We start from the raw sequence: 16,741 nt of genomic DNA, 5'->3' as shown, positions 1-16,741 counted from the left end.
TGAAGATGTCAATGCAAGCAATGCGTGGCTGGGCTGCTCGGTATGCGTCCTGTCTGGGCTTGGTGGGCGCCTTTGGCGCTGCACAGCCAGCCCTGGCCGGCGATTACGACGGCTCGCCCCAGGTCGCCGAGTTTGTCGGCGAGATGACGCGTGACTATGGTTTCGCCGGCGAACAACTGATGGGCGTGTTCCGCGAGGCTCAGCGCAAGCAGTCGATCCTCGACGCGATCTCTCGCCCCGCCGAGCGCGTCAAACAGTGGAAGGACTATCGCCCGATGTTTCTCACCGACGCCCGGGTGGCGCGGGGTGTGGACTTCTGGCGCCAGCACGAGGCCGTACTGGCCCGTGCCGAGCAGGAATATGGCGTGCCGGCCCAGGTGATCGTGTCGATTATCGGCGTTGAAACCTTTTACGGGCGCAATACCGGCAGTTTCCGGGTGATCGACGCCTTGTCGACCCTGGGCTTCGATTACCCGCCCCGTGCCGAATTCTTCCGCAAGGAACTGCGCGAGTTCCTGCTGCTGGCCCGTGAAGAGCAGATCGACCCATTGACCCTCAAAGGCTCGTACGCCGGGGCCATGGGCCTGCCACAGTTCATGCCGAGCAGCTTTCGCGCCTACGCCGTGGATTTCGACGGTGATGGCCATATCAATATCTGGAGCAACCCCGATGATGCCATCGGCAGTGTTGCCAGCTACTTCAAGCGTCACGGCTGGGTGGCTGGCGAGCCGGTGGTGATTCGCGCCGATGTCACGGGCGATCGCGCCGATGAAGGCCTGACCCAGGGCATCGAGCCGGTGAAAACCGTCGGGGAGTTGCGGGCGCTGGGCTGGTCAAGTCATGATGCGCTGCGCGATGATATACCGGTTACCGCCTTTCGCCTGGAGGGCGCAGACGGCCCGGAATACTGGATGGGCCTGAAGAATTTTTACGCAATCACGCGTTATAACCGCAGTGTGATGTACGCCATGGCCGTACATCAGCTGTCAGACATGCTGGTTCAAGCACGGGGCGTCAAGTAATGCGGGTATCGCCGATCAATAAACCGCTCAAGCTGGTGGCGCTTGCCGCATTGTCCTTGCTGGTTGTCAGTTGCTCCACCAGCCGTGCGCCGGCGCAGAAGGCCGGTGGCCCGGTAGTCCGCGCGCAGCCGGGGCTGGATATCAACCGGGCTCACAAGGACGGCGCGCCGTGGTGGGACGTTGACGTCTCGCGCATCCCGGATGCCACGCCGACCCTGCATACCGGCAACTATAAGGCCAACCCCTACACGGTACTGGGCAAGACCTACTTTCCGCTGCAGGAATCCAAGAACTATGTGCAGTCGGGTACCGCGTCCTGGTACGGCACCAAGTTCCACGGGCAGAACACCGCCAACGGCGAGGTGTATGACCTGTACGGCATGAGCGCGGCCCACAAGACCTTGCCGCTGCCGGCCTATGTACGGGTGACCAACCTGGACAACAACCGCGTGGTAATCCTGCGGGTCAACGACCGTGGGCCGTTCTACTCCGACCGCATCATCGACTTGTCCTACGCAGCCGCGAAAAAACTCGGCTATGCCGAATCCGGCACGGCGCGGGTCAAGGTTGAAGGCATCGACCCGGCCCAGTACTGGGCCCAGCGCGGCAAGCCAGCGCCATTGATGCTCAACGAACCACAGAGCGCACAACCGCAGATCACCGCTTCGGCAGGCAAGGTCGAGCAGTGGACGCCGCCGCCCCAGCAGCACGCCGCGCCAGTCGTGGCCGTGCCACAGGCGGCGCCGGGCAATGCAGCGGGCGGGCAGTACCTGCAAGTCGGCGCTTTCGCCAACCCGGATGCGGCAGAACTGTTAAGGTCCAAGCTCAGCGGGATGGTCAGCGCGCCAGTCTTTATCAGCTCCATTGTGCGTAACCAGCAGACCCTGCACCGGGTACGCCTGGGCCCCATCGGCTCGGCGGGTGAGATTGCCCAGGTACAGAACAGCGTGCGATTGGCCAACCTGGGCCAGCCCAGCGTGGTCGGCGCCGAATAAGCAGTAGCGGATCGAGGGTGCTGGCGCGCTTGCGCGCCGGGGCCCTGGTTGCAGGCTCTTCGAATAATAAAAACCCGAAGGCAAGGGTTGAGCTGGCAACTGAATACGCGACAGCCTGGTGACGGGCTGTCTGAATGTTTTGCCCGCGAGGGCAAGTTTCCATAAGCAATTTCGAGAGACGGATGAACATCACCACCTTAGCCAAACGCCTGTGCCTGCTTGTCCCGCTGATCATTGCGCCCGCTGCCTGGGCCGTCGAAATGATGCCAGCACCACCGCAACTGGCTGCCAAGTCCTACGTGCTCATGGATGCCGCCAGCGGCAACGTGCTGGTCGAAAACAACGGTGACCAGCGCTTGCCGCCGGCCAGCCTGACCAAGCTGATGACCGCCTATATCGCGACCCTGGAAATCCGTCGCGGCCAGATCGGTGAAAACGATCCGGTGACCGTCAGCGAAAACGCCTGGCGCACCGGCGGTTCGCGGATGTTCATCAAGGTCGGCTCCCAGGTCTCCGTCAGCGACCTGCTGCACGGCATCATCATCCAGTCCGGTAACGACGCCAGCGTCGCCCTGGCCGAACACATTGCCGGCAGCGAAGATGCATTTGCCGACATGATGAACAAAACCGTGACTGACCTGGGCATGACCAACAGTCACTTCATGAACCCGACCGGCCTGCCAAACCCAGACCACTACTCGTCGGCCCATGACATGGCGATCCTGGCGCGCGCGATCATTCGTGTCGACCCGGTGCACTACGCCATCTACTCCCAGAAAGAGTTCTTCTGGAACAACATCAAGCAGCCTAACCGCAACCTGTTGCTGTGGCGCGACAAGACCGTCGACGGCCTGAAAACCGGGCATACCGACGAAGCTGGCTACTGCATGGTGTCCTCGGCTGTGCGTGACGGCCAACGTCTGATCGCCGTGGTGTTCGGCACCAACAGCGAACAGGCCCGTGCGGCGGAAACCCAGAAGCTGCTGACCTATGGCTTCCGTTTCTTCGAAACCCAGACCTTCTACCAGAAGGGTGCCGAACTGGCCCAGGCTCCTGTGTGGAAAGGCACCGAGCGTCAAGTCAAGGCCGGCCTGGCTGACGACCTGACCCTGACCATGCCTAAAGGCCAGCTGAAGAAACTGGCTGCCAGCATGACCATGAACCCACAACTGACCGCGCCAATCGCCAAGGGCGATGTGATCGGTAAAGTCGAAGTGAAGCTGGACGACAAAGTCGTACACAGCGCCGATCTGATCGCGCTCGACGCCGTTGAGGAAGGTGGTATCTTCCGCCGCGTGTGGGATAGCATCCGTCTATTCTTCTACGGCTTGTTCAACTGATTGTGTGCACCCGCAAGGCCCCGCGTTGATCCGACGCGGGGCTTTGCCCGTCGCCACGGCTTACCGCTTACGAGGCCGTTTCGCCATGACCGATAAAGAAGTAAAGGCGCCAAAGATCGAATTCCCGGTGACGGACTATCCCGTCAAGGTGATCAGCGATACCGGTGTGGGCAACAAAGACAAGATCCTCGAGATCATGCGTAAACACGCAACGATCAACGACAACCGTGTGGATGAGCGCTTGAGCACCAACGGTAAGTACACCACGATCCAGTTGCACATCGTTGCGACCGGTCAAGACCAGCTTTACGACATCAACAGCGAACTGCGAGCCACCGGTTTCGTACATATGGTGTTGTGATGTCGCAGGTCCTGGGCTTTCGCGAGCTCGGCCAGATGGCGTACGAGCCGGTCTGGCACGCCATGCAGCGCTTTACCAATGAGCGCGGCAGCTCGGCTCCCGACGAAATCTGGCTGGTGGAACACCCGCCGGTATTCACCCAGGGCCAGGCTGGCAAGGCTGAGCATCTACTACTTCCGGGTGATATTCCGGTGGTGCAGGTCGACCGAGGTGGTCAAGTGACTTACCATGGGCCCGGACAACTGGTGGCTTATTTGCTGCTGGATGTGCGCAAGCTGGGTTACGGCGTGCGTGAGCTGGTCAGTCGCATGGAAAACTGCCTGATCGAGCTGCTGGCCAGTTATGGTGTGACTGCCGTGGCCAAGCCCGATGCTCCAGGTGTGTATGTCGACGGCGCGAAAATCGCCTCCCTGGGCCTGCGCATCCGCCATGGCTGTTCCTTTCATGGCCTGGCCCTGAACGTGGACATGGACCTGGCGCCGTTTCGCCGGATCAATCCCTGTGGTTACGCCGGTTTGGCCATGACCCAGTTGAGTGATCACGCAACACCCCTAGAATTTGCCGAGGTAAGTGCCCGGCTGCGCGCGCAGCTCGTCAAACACCTCGACTATGCTGAGCAGACGACCCTGACGGGCGGAATCGACTGATATGACTACTGATGTTGTGCAAACCATGATCTCGACGCTGGACATTACCGAGCGTCCGGCCCCGGCTCCGCGTGCCAAGGTGGAAGCCGGCGTCAAGCTGCGCGGCGCCGAGAAGGTTGCACGCATCCCGGTGAAGATCATTCCGACCACCGAACTGCCGAAAAAGCCCGACTGGATCCGCGTGCGCATCCCGGTCTCGCCGGAAGTCGACCGTATCAAGGCGCTGCTGCGTAAGCACAAGCTGCACAGTGTGTGCGAAGAGGCCTCCTGCCCGAACCTGGGCGAGTGCTTCTCCGGCGGCACCGCGACCTTCATGATCATGGGTGACATCTGCACCCGTCGTTGCCCGTTCTGCGACGTTGGCCATGGCCGGCCGAAGCCACTGGACGTCAACGAGCCGGAAAGCCTGGCCATCGCCATCGCCGACCTGAAACTCAAGTACGTGGTGATCACCTCGGTAGACCGCGATGACCTGCGCGACGGCGGTGCCCAGCACTTTGCCGACTGCATCCGCGAAATCCGCAAACTGTCGCCGAACGTGATGCTCGAGACCCTGGTCCCGGACTACCGTGGCCGTATGGACGTCGCCCTGGAAATCACTGCCGCCGAGCCGCCAGATGTGTTCAACCACAACCTGGAAACCGTTCCGCGCCTGTACAAGGCTGCGCGTCCGGGTTCGGACTACCAGTGGTCGCTGACCCTGCTGCAGAAATTCAAGCAGATGATGCCGCACATCCCGACCAAGTCCGGGCTGATGCTGGGCCTGGGCGAAACCGACGAAGAAGTCATCGAAGTCATGAAGCGCATGCGCGAACACGACATCGACATGCTGACCCTCGGCCAGTACCTGCAACCATCGCGCAGCCACTTGCCGGTGCAGCGTTTCGTGCACCCGGACACCTTTGCCTGGTTTGCCGAAGAAGGCTACAAGATGGGCTTCAAGAACGTCGCGTCGGGCCCGCTGGTACGTTCGTCGTACCACGCCGACGAACAGGCCAAGCTGGTCAAGGCTAGCCTGGTTTCCTAAACCTTGGCGCCGATCCATTTGTGTGGATGGGCGTGTAGGGGGGCTGGTTTGTGTGGGAGCGGGCTTGCCCGCGATAGCATCGCCTCGGTGCAACTGATACACCGAGGCGTGTGCATCGCGGGCAAGCCCGCTCCCACAGTTCGTTGTGCTGTACAGAATAGGGAGAACCAAGGATGACTAACCCGCTTGCCACCGCCGTACCCGCCCTGCGCGCCGAAGGTGTGATCGGCCTCATTGCCCCCGCTGGCCCCGCCGCGCTGGATGTTGAAAAGGCCGGGCAATGGATGCGCGCCCGTGGCTACGAGCTGCGGATTTTCTCGGGGGTGTATGAGCGCGATGGCTATCTGGCCGGCAGCGATAAAGTACGCCTGCGCGACCTGCACGCTGCCTTCGCCGACCCCGAGATCGACGCCATCTTCTGTCTGCGCGGTGGCTACGGCACCCCACGCTTGCTCGATAGCGTGGATTTCGAGCTGCTGGCAGCCAATCCCAAGCCCTTCGTCGGCTACAGCGATATCACCGCGCTGCACTTGGCGATCAGCCGCTACGCCGGCTTCGTGACCTTCCACGGCCCGATGCTCAATGCCGACCTGCTCGGTGACAAGCAACAGCCCACTGAGTCATCACTGTTCAGCCTGCTGCGCGGCCAGCTGGGCGCTGGCAGTGTGCTGGCGCACCCAGTGGCGTACCCGCTGACCACCATTGAGCCTGGCATCGCCTGTGGGCGCTTGCTGGGGGGCAACCTGTCGATGATCGCGGCGGTGATGGGCACGCCCTTCGAGCTTGATGCCGAGGGCATCATCCTGTTTATCGAGGACGTCAACGAGCCAATCTATCGCATCGACCGCCTGCTGACGCACTTGCGCCTGGCGGGCAAGCTGGCGCAGGTGCGCGGTGTGCTGGTGGGGGATGTGGCGGGAGTGGATAACGTCGCGCTGGAGCGCCTGCTGAAACAGACCTTCCAGCCGTTCTGTATTCCGGTCCTGTCCGGCTGGCGCAGCGGCCATTGTGACCCCAATCTGACCTTGCCGATGGGCGCCTTGGTGCGCCTGGATGCGGGGGAACAGCGGCTGGTGCTGGAGCAGGATGTGGTGTCTAGGCTCTGAGTGTTTTGCCGCCTGTCGGCACGCTATCGCGAGCAAGCTGGCTCCCACAGGGAATTGCATTCCAAATGTGGGAGCGGCAGTCGCCCTACACCGATCTAGCGGCTACGCAACGACTCCAACAACTTCACCGTCGGATATCCATCCGCCGGCCAGCCCAACGACTGCTGCGCCGCACGAATCGCCTTGCGCGTATTGGCGCCGATAATCCCGTCCGGGTTGCCGGCCTCATAGCCATTGGCGCTCAACACCGTCTGCAACTCGATGCGCTGGGAGCGGGTCAGTGGCAGTTCATCGGTTGGCCAATCGCCGCGAATCACCCCACCGCCGCCAAAACGCTCGGACAACAGGCCGACCGCCAGGGCGTATGACGACGAGTTGTTGTACTTGAGGATTGCGCGGAAGTTATCCAGCACCAGGAACGCCGGGCCACGATGGCCGGCCGGCAGCAGCAGGGCGGCCGACAGCGTTTCTACGTTGGGCGGCACGCTGGCACCGGCCGGCACCTGCAGGCCCAGCTTCAACCATTCGCCGACCGGCTTGCGCACCACGCCATCAGCCAGGGCGTAATCGAAGTTTGTCGGCAATTGCTGCACCTCAAAGCCCCACGGCTGGCCTTTCTGCCAGCCCGAGCTTTGCAGGTAGTGCGCAGTGGAGGCGAGGGCGTCGGCCGAGCTGTTCCAGATGTCGCGGCGACCGTCGCCGTCGAAGTCCACGGCGTGGGTGTTGTAGGTGGTCGGTATGAACTGGGTCTGGCCCATGGCGCCGGCCCACGAGCCGCGCATCTGTTCGGCTGGAATGTCACCGTGCTGGATGATTTGCAGCGCGGCCAGCAACTGCGCCTGGGCGAATGCCGGGCGGCGGCCTTCATAGGCCAGGGTCGCCAGGGAGCGGATCACCGAGTTATTGCCCTGGAACGAACCGAAGTTACTTTCCATGCCCCACACCGAGACCAGCACCTGGCGATCAACGCCGTAGCGCTGTTCGATGCTTTGCAGGATATCGGCGTGCTTGATCAGCAAGGCCTGGCCATTGCGTACGCGCAGCGCCGACAAGGCACCGTTGAGGTATTCCCACACCGGGCGGGAAAATTCCGGCTGGCTGCGGTCGGCGCGGATGACCGCCATGTCGGGGGTGACGTTGGCGAAGGCGGTGTCGAATACCGTCGGGGTGATACCGGCCTTCAGGGCCTCGACGCGAAAACCTGCCTGCCATTCGGCGAAGGTCTGGGTCGGTTGGATATCGAGATTGGTCACGGCCAGGGGCGCAACTATGGCGGGGGCGGCAACCGGTGCGGTCTGGAGCGTGGGCAGGGGCTGAGCGTCGGCGGCGGTGGGTTTTTCGGCGCAGGCGACTAACAGGATCAGGCTGGAGGCAGCAATCAATTGGCGAAGGTGCCAACGACGGGAAAGACTAGAGGGCATGCACAGGTCCAGGAAATACGAATCAGGTGCAGACCTTATCATGCCAGAGGGGCGCTTGCCTTCAGGCAGCCAGAAAGTAAGAAGCCTCCCAGCTATTAGACTGGAAGGCTTCGCGGCGGTAGCTGCCTTTGCCTTTGCCGGCGCGTTCCTGGCGACTGCGGAACAACGGCTGGGCGATGATGGATTTGGCCTTGTTGGGGCCATGCTTGGATGGCTTTTTGCTCATGATCGGGACTCTCCGATGGGGTGGGTGATGCGGTGCAAATCATCTGCCGAAGTCTGCCGGCTGTCCAGCCCGGCGCGATGTAGGAAATATCAAAAACCTGAATACGGCGACGATCAAAACTGTAGGAGCTGGCTTGCCTGCGATGGCATCACCACCGCGTGACTGACACACCGAGGCGCCTGCATCGCAGGCAAGCCAGCTCCTACATTGGTTTTGTGGTGGTTGGGCGAGCGTGCTATTCGGCGGGCAGTGCCAGGCGCTGGCCGGACATCAGCAGCGACAAACGGCTCAAGCTCATCCACGGCGACCCTGCGGCCTGGCCCTTGATCTGCGCGTCGATGCGTTGGGCTTCGAGCAACAATTGCGCCCAGCGTTGCGCCGAGTGCCGTTGCAGGGCCTTGCTCATCAGGGGCTTGCGCTTGTCCCACACCGGCGGGCGGGCCTGGCTGAAGGCCTTGTCCAGAGGGGTGCCCTGGCTGTACTGCAGGGCGATATTGGCCAGCAAGCGCAGTTCCCGGGCCAGCGCCCAGAGAATCACCGGCGGCTCGACCCCTTCACCGCGCAGCCCTTCGAGCATGCGCAAGGCGTGGGCCGCATCACCGTTGAGGATTGCGTCCACCAGCCCGAATACGTCAAAGCGTGCGCTGTCGGCCACCGCGCCCTGCACGGTCTCGACGGTGATCTGGCCACCTTCGGCCATCAGCTTGAGCTTTTCGATTTCCTGGGCCGCCGCCAATAGGTTGCCTTCAACCCGGGCCGCGATCAGTTCGACCGCGTCCTGGCTGGCAGACAATCCGGCTTGCGACAGGCGTTGGCGAATCCATTGCGGCAACTGACTGCTGTCCACCGGCCAGATCTGGATGAACTGGGTCTGTGCCCCTTCCACCAGCGCCTTGCCCCATTTGGTTTTCTGCGCGCTGCCATCGAGCTTGGGCAGGCTGATCAGCAACAGCGTGTCCTCGGCGGGGCGGGCGCAGTATTCCATCAGGGCCGCCGCGCCTTTGTCGCCGGGCTTGCCCGAGGGCAGGCGCAGTTCCAGCAGGCGTTTTTCGGCAAACAGCGACATGCTGGCCCCGGCCTGGAGCAGGGTGCCCCAGTCGAAGCTGGCGTCGGCGCTGAACACCTGGCGTTCATCAAAGCCTTGCTGGCGCGCAGCCTGGCGAATGGTGTCGGCGGCTTCCTGGCACAACAGCGGATCATCGCCACTGACGATGTACACAGGCGCGAGGTTGCCTTGCAGGTGTTTGGCGAGTTGGGCGGGGGCGAGTTTCATAGGCTGGATGGACGGGGCGCATGACGCGCCCCGTCTGGTTTACTCGGCAGGGACTTCAACAGGCGATTGCTTGGGAATGCTGTTTTCATAGTCCTGCGCGGCTTTCAGCGCCTCGGCATCCGCCTTGGCCTTGGCGTCGGCAGTCTGCTGCAGGGCATCGAGCTGGGCCGGGCTGATCATCTGCAGGCGCAGGACCATACGCTGGACCAGGTCACGGCGCATTTCACTGAGCACCTGATTGACCTCAGTGTCGGAACCGACCAGGTTGTTGCCGTCATGCGTCACGACTTTCTGCACCTGCAGCTTGTCGCTGATCAGCGGCAACTGGTCGCGGCCCTGGATCTGGAAAAACAGCACGTTGCTCATCTCGATATCCGAAGAGCGGCCGGCACTGGCGTAGCTGAGGTTACGCTGGGTTTCTTTTTCGTCGACCAGTACCAGCTTGTAAGGCGCTCCGGTATAGACTTTGACGCCGCTGTTTTCCAGGGTTTGGCGCAGCTGGGTCACGGTTTCGCCATAGGCGTTGCGCGCGCTGACATCCAATTCCTTGATCGCCAGTTCCGTGGTGCCGGTGCCGCGCAGCTGGAAGCCGCAAGCGCTCAGCAGTACGGCAAGGCCCATAACCAGCAGGTTGCGTTTGATCATTTTATTGCTCCCCTTGAAACCATGTGGGCCTTATCGAGGCCCTGGAGGTTTTGTTCGGCGCCAGGGCTCTTGCCCTGGCGCCCGATCCGATTAGCTAGCGACGATATTGACCAGTTTACCGGGCACTACGATCACTTTGCGGATCGTCAGGCCTTCGGTGAAGCGCAACACGTTCTCATTGCTGCGCGCGGCAGCTTCGACTTCTTCACGGCTGGCGCTGGCAGGCATGTCGATCTGGCCGCGCAGTTTACCGTTGACCTGAATCACCAGTTGCAGCGTGTCCTGGACCAGGGCGCTGTCATCCGCGACCGGCCATGCAGCATCGATCACCGCGCCGCTGTGGCCCAACTGGCTCCACAGGTCGTGGCTGATGTGCGGGGTGATCGGCGCCAGCAGCAGGACGACTGCTTCCAGGCCTTCCTGCACCAGTGCACGATCCTGTTCGGTAGCCTGCGGGGCTTTTTCCAGCACGTTCATCAGCGTCATCACCTGGGCGATGGCGGTGTTGAATTTGTGGTGCTGGCCCACGTCCTGGCTGGCTTGCTTGATGGCCAGGTGGGTGCTGCGGCGAATGAGCTTCTGCTCGTCGCTCAACGACGCCACGTCCAGTTTGCCCGGCAAACCCTGGCTGATATGGCCATGGGCCAGGCGCCAGACGCGCTTGAGGAAGCGGTGCGAACCTTCGACGCCAGAGTCCGACCATTCGGCGCTCATATCGGGCGGCGAGGCGAACATCATGAACAGGCGGCAGGTGTCGGCGCCGAACTGGTCGATCATCGACTGCGGGTCGACGCCGTTGTTCTTCGACTTGGCCATCTTCTCGGTACCGCCGATTTCCACCGGCAGGCCGTCGGATTTCAACTTGGCACTGATCACCTTGGCTTTGCTGTCACGCTCCAACTCGACGTCCGCCGGGTTGAACCAGGTGTAGGCGCCATTGGCTTCGCGGCGATAGTAAGTCTCGGCGATCACCATGCCCTGGGTCAGCAGGTTCTTGAACGGCTCGTCGGAGCTGACCAGGCCTTCGTCACGCATCAGCTTGTGGAAGAAGCGCGCGTACAGCAGGTGCAGGATCGCGTGTTCGATACCACCGATGTACTGATCCACCGGCAACCAGTGGTCGGCTGCGGATTTTTCCACCAGGCCGCCTTCATAGTGCGGCGAGGCGTAGCGGGCGTAGTACCACGAGGACTCGACGAAGGTGTCCATGGTGTCGGTTTCACGCTTGGCAGGCTGGCCGCATTTCGGGCAGTTGCACTCGTAGAACTCGGGCATGCGCGCCAGCGGCGAACCGGCGCCGTCCGGCACCACGTCTTCGGGCAGGACGACCGGCAGTTGGTCTTCCGGCACCGGCACGTCACCACAGGTTTCGCAGTGGATGATCGGGATCGGGCAGCCCCAGTAGCGCTGGCGGCTGATGCCCCAGTCGCGCAGGCGGAACTGGGTACGCGAGGCGCCGAGGTTTTTCTTGATCAGGGCGACTTCAATGGCGTCGAAGGCACCTGCGAAGTCCAGGCCGTCGAACTCGCCGGAGTTGATCAGGGTGCCGTGTTCGCCGTAGGCGTCTTGCCATGGGGCCGGGTTGGTATCACCGGAACTGGTACGCACCACAGACTTGATCGGCAGGTTGTACTTGGTGGCGAATTCGAAATCGCGCTCGTCGTGAGCGGGCACTGCCATTACTGCACCATCGCCGTAGTGCATCAGCACATAGTTGGCGACCCAAACCGGCAGTTTTTCACCGGTCAGTGGGTGCTCGACGAACAGCCCGGTCGGCAGGCCTTTTTTCTCCTGGGTGGCGACGTCGGCTTCAGCCACGCTGCCGCCTTTGCATTCGGCGATAAAGGCCTGCAGCTCAGGGTTGTTCTGTGCAGCTTGGGTGGCCAGCGGGTGTTCGGCGGCCACGGCGACGTAGGTCGCGCCCATCAGGGTGTCCGGACGGGTGGTGAAAACTTTCAGAGCGCCCGTTTCACCGATGGAATCGACGTTGTACGGGAACTGCACTTCCATGCCCTTGGACTTGCCGATCCAGTTGCGCTGCATGGTCTTGACCTGTTCAGGCCAGCCCGGCAGGTCGTCTAGGCTCGACAAGAGTTCATCGGCGTAGGCGGTGATCTTGAAGTAGTACATCGGGATTTCGCGCTTTTCGATCAGCGCGCCGGAACGCCAGCCACGGCCGTCGATCACTTGCTCGTTGGCGAGGACGGTCTGGTCGATCGGGTCCCAGTTCACGGTGCCGCTTTTTTTGTAGATCACGCCTTTTTCGAACAGGCGGGTGAACAGCCATTGTTCCCAGCGGTAGTAGTCCGGCTTGCAGGTGGTCACTTCGCGGGACCAGTCCACGGCCAGGCCCAGGCTGCGCAGCTGGGTCTTCATGTAGGCGATGTTCTCGTAGGTCCACTTGGCGGGCGCTACGTTGTTTTTCATCGCGGCGTTTTCCGCAGGCATGCCGAAGGCGTCCCAACCCATAGGTTGCAGGACGTTTTTGCCGAGCATGCGCTGGTAGCGGGAAATCACGTCGCCGATGGTGTAGTTACGCACATGCCCCATGTGTAGTTTGCCGCTGGGGTAAGGGAACATGGATAGGCAGTAGTAAGTCTCCTTGCCTGGCTGTTCACTGACTTCAAAGGACTTTTGCTCGTCCCAGAAAGTTTGGGCGGCATTTTCTATTTCACGGGGCTGATATTGTTCGTGCATGGCTACTTTTGAACTGAATAGGGGTGGCCTAATCCTCTTCGGTGCATTGTCCGGGTTGAGCGACACCAAAAAGCGGCGCGTCCGTGCCCAAACCCTGCGGGAAGTGGAGTTACAGGAAGCGCCGTAGCATACATGACCCCACTCTATCGAGGGAAACCCTGATTGCGCTGCGCAGGCCGTTGGTCGCGGCGCGCGGTTGGTTGCGTCAGCGCAGCTACGCTGTTTATTGGGGAGTGAGACTTATCTTTAATGAGGTGAGGGGATGGTTGATTTGCAGCGAATGAGAACGAAACCGGAAGTGTATGAAGGACTGATCGACCGCTTGGGTCGAGCACTGGACGCAGCAAGAACCGCAGGCCGATTGCGTGACGAACGGCCTGATGAGCTGGAACTGCGAGGCTTGAGCCCTGCAGAGTTTGAAGTGATCAAGGCCTACCTGGACTTGAACGCGCGCCCGATCCCGCAATGGGTGGCTCCTGTGCCAGCCAGGGAAGCGGTGCGATCGTCCAAGGTGGTATGGCTCAAGGACTTGTCGGCCGGCCGCGGCCCGGAAAAGCTGCGGTCTGTGCGATTCAAGTAACTTGATCAGCGTTATCCACCGCTGGTAAAGATTGTCGCTAAACCCCGTTACACCTTAGGCTTCGGGCATCTTTGGAGATGCTCGATGCCTATTCGTTATTTCATCAAACAATTATTGCTGCCGCCCGGCATTCTCTTGCTGCTGCTGGCCCTTGCCTGGTGGTTTCGCCGCACCCGTCCACGTTTGGCCGGCGTGTGCTTTGCCCTCGGGTTTGGCGGGATGTGGCTGATCAGCTTGCCGGTGATGGTGGAGTGGGGCGCACGCGCCTTGGAAACCGAGCCGCCATTGGCCGTGGAAGACTGGGCCAGCCTGGCAGAACGGGCCGATGCCATTGTGGTGCTGGGCTCGGGCCGCGAGCGCGGTGATCCGGCGTGGGGCGCCGATCAGCCGACCGGTATCGGCCTGGAGCGCCAGCGCTACGCGGCGCGATTGGCCAAGGCGTCCGGGCTGCCGGTACTGACCAGCGGCGGCCTGCACTACGGCACGCCGCCCAGCGAGGCGCAGTTGATGGCGGTGTCGATGCAACAAGACTTTGGCGTGGCCGTACGCTGGAAGGAAGAGCGCAGCCGCACCACCTGGGAAAATGCGCAGATGAGTGCCGAGATCCTGTTGCCCCAGGGCGTCAAGCGCGTGGTAGTCGTGACCCAGGCCTGGCATATGCCGCGTTCGGTGTGGAGCTTCGAGAAGGCCGGCTTTACCGTGGTGCCGGCGCCGGTCGGCTTCCTGGGGGTGGACAATGCCCGGCCGCTGGGCGGCTGGATGCCGGAATTCAAGTCGATCTGGCAGAGCGGGCAGTTGATCAATGAGGCGGTGGGGCAGGTAGGTTACCGCCTGTTCTATCGTTAACGCCGCAAATCAACATATGGGGCTTGTGTGGGAGCGGGCTTGCCCGCGATGGCGGTGGGTCAGTCACTAAAAATGCTGACTGATACACCGCCATCGCGGGCAAGCCCGCTCCCACAAAAAGCCCGCTGCCACATTGGGTCTTGGGTGTCTGTCAGACGGTCTTGGCCATGCGCCCGGCCAGCAGGGCCCAGCCAAACAGCCCCAGGCACAGGATGATCAGCGGCCACGAACGCCATTGCAGGTACGGCGTCAGGTTGTGCATCGGTACGACCTCGCCGTAGAGAATGCCGCGCTCGAACTGCGGGATCTGCTCGGTAATCTGCCCGAACGGGTTGATTAGGCCGGTCACGCCGTTGTTGGTGGCACGGATCATCCAGCGGCCGGCTTCGAGGGCGCGCATTTGGGCCATTTGCAGGTGCTGCAAGGGGCCGATGGAGGTGCCGAACCAGGTGTCATTGCTGATGGTCAGCAGTAAGTCGCTGCGGGCGGCGAGGCCGGCGGCGAACTCCGGATAGACCACTTCGTAGCAGATATACGGCGCGATCTGATAACCCTTGGCTTGCAGCATGGCCTGGTCCTCAGGCCCGCGGGCGAAGTCCGACATCGGCAGGTCGAAGAACGCGATCAGCCCGCGCAATACATCCTGCAGCGGTACGTACTCGCCAAAGGGCACCAGCTTCTGCTTCAAATAGGTGCCATCGCCTTGACCGACCACGGTGATGCCATTGAAGTAGCGCTTCTCATGGCGTACTTCCTGGCGGATCGGCACGCCGGTGATCATCGCCGCGTTCCGGTCGGCAGCGAATTTGCCCATCATCCCCAGGTAGCCCTCGACGGACTCCTTGAGCACCGGCACGGCGGTTTCCGGCCAGATCAGCAGGTCCACGCGCTTGGAGGCAAAACTCATGTCGCGGTACAGCGCCAGTTGCGCGTTGAGCTGGGCCGGGTCCCACTTCATGCTCTGCTCGACATTGCCCTGGATCGCCGCGACGGTCAGCGGTTCACCGGCGGGGCTGGTCCAGGCGTAGTGCTTGAGCCCCAGGCCAATGGCCCAGGGCGCAACCAGCAGCACCAGGCCTGCGCCGATAAACGCGTTGCGCCTGGCTGCCAGCAAACGCGGCAGGTTGACGAGCAGTGCCGCGCTCAAGGCCAGGGCAAACGAAATCAGCCACACCCCGCCCAGCGGCGCGAGCCCGGCCAGCGGGCCGTCGAGTTGACTGTAACCGGAGTACAACCAAGGGAAACCGGTGAGGAACCAGCCGCGAAACGCTTCCTGGCCCACCCATAGCGCGGCAAACGCCAGGGCATCGGCCAGCGGCGCTTCGTTACGGCGCAGCCAGCGCGCCCAGAGCCAGGCGGGCAGGGCAAAGAACAGCGCAATCGCGGCGGTGAACGCGAGCATCAACAGCCCGGCCAGCAACACCGACGCGCCGCCAAAGTGATGGATGCTGTAGTAGATCCAACTGGTGCCCGCGCCAAACAGGCCAAAGCCGAAACACCAGCCACGCCCGAAGGCCTGGCGGGGTGTCAGTTGGCGCATCCCGGCATAGAACACCCCGACCGCCACCAGCGCCAGCGGCCATATATCGAACGGCGCCAGCGCCAGGGTGGTGATAGCACCGGCCACCACGGCCAGCAGGTTACCGGGCCAGCCGGGTGCGGTGAGACGGCGCATATCAGTCCTTAGCGGGCAATAGGTGTCAGGCGGATCAGGTGGATGCGACGGCTATCGGCATTCAGGATGCGGAAGCGATAGGCGCCGATCTCGGTGGTTTCGTTACGCTTGGGCAAGTGACCAAACGCACTCATCACCAGGCCACCGACAGTGTCGAACTCATCGTCGGAGAATTCGCTGTCGAAGAACTCGTTGAAGTTCTCGATCGGCGTCAGCGCCTTGACCAGGAAGTCACCGCTGGGCAGCGGCTTGATGTAGCTGTCTTCTTCAACGTCGTGTTCGTCTTCGATATCGCCGACGATCTGTTCCAGCACGTCTTCGATGGTCACCAGGCCGGCGACACCGCCGTATTCGTCAATGACGATGGCCATGTGATTGTGGTTGGCGCGGAACTCGCGCAGCAGCACATTCAGGCGCTTGGATTCAGGCACGAAGGTCGCAGGACGCAGCAGGTCCTTGATGTTGAAGCTGTCGCCGTTCTCCTTGAGGATCAGCGGCAGCAGGTCCTTGGCCAGCAGGACACCCATGACGTCGTCATGGCTCTCGCCGATCACCGGGTAGCGCGAGTGCGCCGAGTCGATCACGGCCGGGAGGAATTCCCGTGGGGTCTGGGTCGCCTTGATGCTGATCATCTGCGAGCGCGGGACCATGATGTCCCGAACCTGCAGGTCAGCCACCTGGATGGCGCCTTCGACGATGGCCAGCGCTTCGCTGTCCAGCAACTTGTTCTGATGGGCCTCGCGCAGCAGCTCCAGCAGCTCCTGGCGGTTTTTCGGCTCGTGGGCAAAAGCCTGGGTCAGTTTACCCAGCCATGACTTTTGCCCGTTGCTCGATCGGTCTTCGCTCATAGCGATTACTCTAAATCCTTGATTGTTTCAGT

General features: G+C 62.0%; 16 protein-coding genes. 9 read left to right on the top strand and 7 right to left on the bottom strand.

The features are described from left to right. Positions 1 to 11: 11 nt before the first annotated feature. The 7 genes from mltB (at position 12) to PSH73_RS22875 (ending at position 6,498) form a co-directional block, all read left to right on the top strand. Positions 12 to 1,022 carry a lytic murein transglycosylase B gene (gene mltB / locus PSH73_RS22905; RefSeq protein ID WP_057960703.1) on the top strand — a complete coding sequence of 337 codons (1,011 nt, stop codon included), beginning with the start codon at positions 12 to 14 and terminating at the stop codon, positions 1,020 to 1,022. Continuing rightward, a complete protein-coding gene (locus PSH73_RS22900; protein WP_057960702.1) occupies positions 1,022 to 2,017 on the top strand; it encodes a septal ring lytic transglycosylase RlpA family protein in 996 nt (331 codons plus the stop codon). Before mltB ends, PSH73_RS22900 begins: the two co-directional genes overlap by 1 nt. A 182-nt stretch (positions 2,018 to 2,199) precedes the next feature. Then, positions 2,200 to 3,357 (top strand): D-alanyl-D-alanine carboxypeptidase family protein, encoded by a 1,158-nt coding sequence (locus tag PSH73_RS22895; protein WP_057960701.1) that lies wholly within the window; start codon positions 2,200 to 2,202, stop codon positions 3,355 to 3,357. Positions 3,358 to 3,442: 85 nt separating this feature from the next. Further along, positions 3,443 to 3,718, top strand: coding sequence for a DUF493 domain-containing protein (locus PSH73_RS22890; RefSeq protein ID WP_029292256.1), 276 nt, complete (start codon positions 3,443 to 3,445; stop codon positions 3,716 to 3,718). Then, positions 3,718 to 4,365: a lipoyl(octanoyl) transferase LipB gene (gene lipB, locus PSH73_RS22885; RefSeq protein ID WP_057960700.1), complete on the top strand. Its 648-nt coding sequence runs from the start codon at positions 3,718 to 3,720 to the stop codon at positions 4,363 to 4,365. Before PSH73_RS22890 ends, lipB begins: the two co-directional genes overlap by 1 nt. A gap of 25 nt (positions 4,366 to 4,390) precedes the next feature. After that, positions 4,391 to 5,392, top strand: a complete 1,002-nt coding sequence (gene lipA / locus PSH73_RS22880; RefSeq protein ID WP_305462736.1) for a lipoyl synthase — start codon at positions 4,391 to 4,393, stop codon at positions 5,390 to 5,392. A 173-nt stretch (positions 5,393 to 5,565) separates the two neighbouring features. Then, positions 5,566 to 6,498, top strand: coding sequence for an LD-carboxypeptidase (locus tag PSH73_RS22875; protein WP_057439006.1), 933 nt, complete (start codon positions 5,566 to 5,568; stop codon positions 6,496 to 6,498). Positions 6,499 to 6,593: 95 nt separating this feature from the next. Here PSH73_RS22875 and PSH73_RS22870 read toward each other — a convergent pair whose 3' ends face one another. The 5 genes from PSH73_RS22870 to leuS all read right to left on the bottom strand — a co-directional run bounded on the left by PSH73_RS22870 (position 6,594) and on the right by leuS (position 12,760). Beyond that, positions 6,594 to 7,919 carry a lytic murein transglycosylase gene (locus PSH73_RS22870; RefSeq protein ID WP_057960697.1) on the bottom strand — a complete coding sequence of 442 codons (1,326 nt, stop codon included), beginning with the start codon at positions 7,917 to 7,919 and terminating at the stop codon, positions 6,594 to 6,596. Between the two features lie 61 nt (positions 7,920 to 7,980). Next, complete coding sequence (gene arfA / locus PSH73_RS22865) at positions 7,981 to 8,145, bottom strand: alternative ribosome rescue factor ArfA (RefSeq protein WP_003176285.1); 165 nt, start codon at positions 8,143 to 8,145, stop codon at positions 7,981 to 7,983. A 235-nt stretch (positions 8,146 to 8,380) separates the two neighbouring features. Continuing rightward, positions 8,381 to 9,418: a DNA polymerase III subunit delta gene (holA, locus tag PSH73_RS22860; protein ID WP_057960696.1), complete on the bottom strand. Its 1,038-nt coding sequence runs from the start codon at positions 9,416 to 9,418 to the stop codon at positions 8,381 to 8,383. 39 nt (positions 9,419 to 9,457) lie between these two features. Beyond that, the gene (lptE, locus tag PSH73_RS22855; RefSeq protein WP_169989729.1) at positions 9,458 to 10,063 is read right to left on the bottom strand and encodes an LPS assembly lipoprotein LptE; all 606 of its coding nucleotides are present in this window, start codon (positions 10,061 to 10,063) and stop codon (positions 9,458 to 9,460) included. A gap of 90 nt (positions 10,064 to 10,153) precedes the next feature. Then, complete coding sequence (gene leuS, locus PSH73_RS22850; RefSeq protein WP_169989728.1) at positions 10,154 to 12,760, bottom strand: leucine--tRNA ligase; 2,607 nt, start codon at positions 12,758 to 12,760, stop codon at positions 10,154 to 10,156. A gap of 262 nt (positions 12,761 to 13,022) precedes the next feature. Between leuS and PSH73_RS22845 the strand changes: the two genes are divergently transcribed. Next, positions 13,023 to 13,340, top strand: a complete 318-nt coding sequence (locus PSH73_RS22845) for a hypothetical protein (protein ID WP_128592774.1) — start codon at positions 13,023 to 13,025, stop codon at positions 13,338 to 13,340. A gap of 84 nt (positions 13,341 to 13,424) precedes the next feature. After that, a complete protein-coding gene (locus PSH73_RS22840) occupies positions 13,425 to 14,186 on the top strand; it encodes a YdcF family protein (RefSeq protein WP_057439012.1) in 762 nt (253 codons plus the stop codon). Between the two features lie 151 nt (positions 14,187 to 14,337). On the opposite strand, the gene lnt is transcribed toward PSH73_RS22840, so the two are convergent. Further along, positions 14,338 to 15,861: an apolipoprotein N-acyltransferase gene (gene lnt / locus PSH73_RS22835; protein ID WP_057960692.1), complete on the bottom strand. Its 1,524-nt coding sequence runs from the start codon at positions 15,859 to 15,861 to the stop codon at positions 14,338 to 14,340. 8 nt (positions 15,862 to 15,869) lie between these two features. Beyond that, positions 15,870 to 16,709 (bottom strand): HlyC/CorC family transporter, encoded by an 840-nt coding sequence (locus PSH73_RS22830; RefSeq protein ID WP_005791724.1) that lies wholly within the window; start codon positions 16,707 to 16,709, stop codon positions 15,870 to 15,872. Positions 16,710 to 16,741: the final 32 nt, after the last annotated feature.

The sequence above is a fragment of the Pseudomonas sp. FP2294 genome, from assembly GCF_030687625.1.
GTDB lineage: Bacteria > Pseudomonadota > Gammaproteobacteria > Pseudomonadales > Pseudomonadaceae > Aquipseudomonas > Aquipseudomonas shahriarae.
The sequence above is the reverse complement of the archived record's forward strand: the minus strand, read 5'-3'. Positions and strand labels throughout refer to the sequence as shown.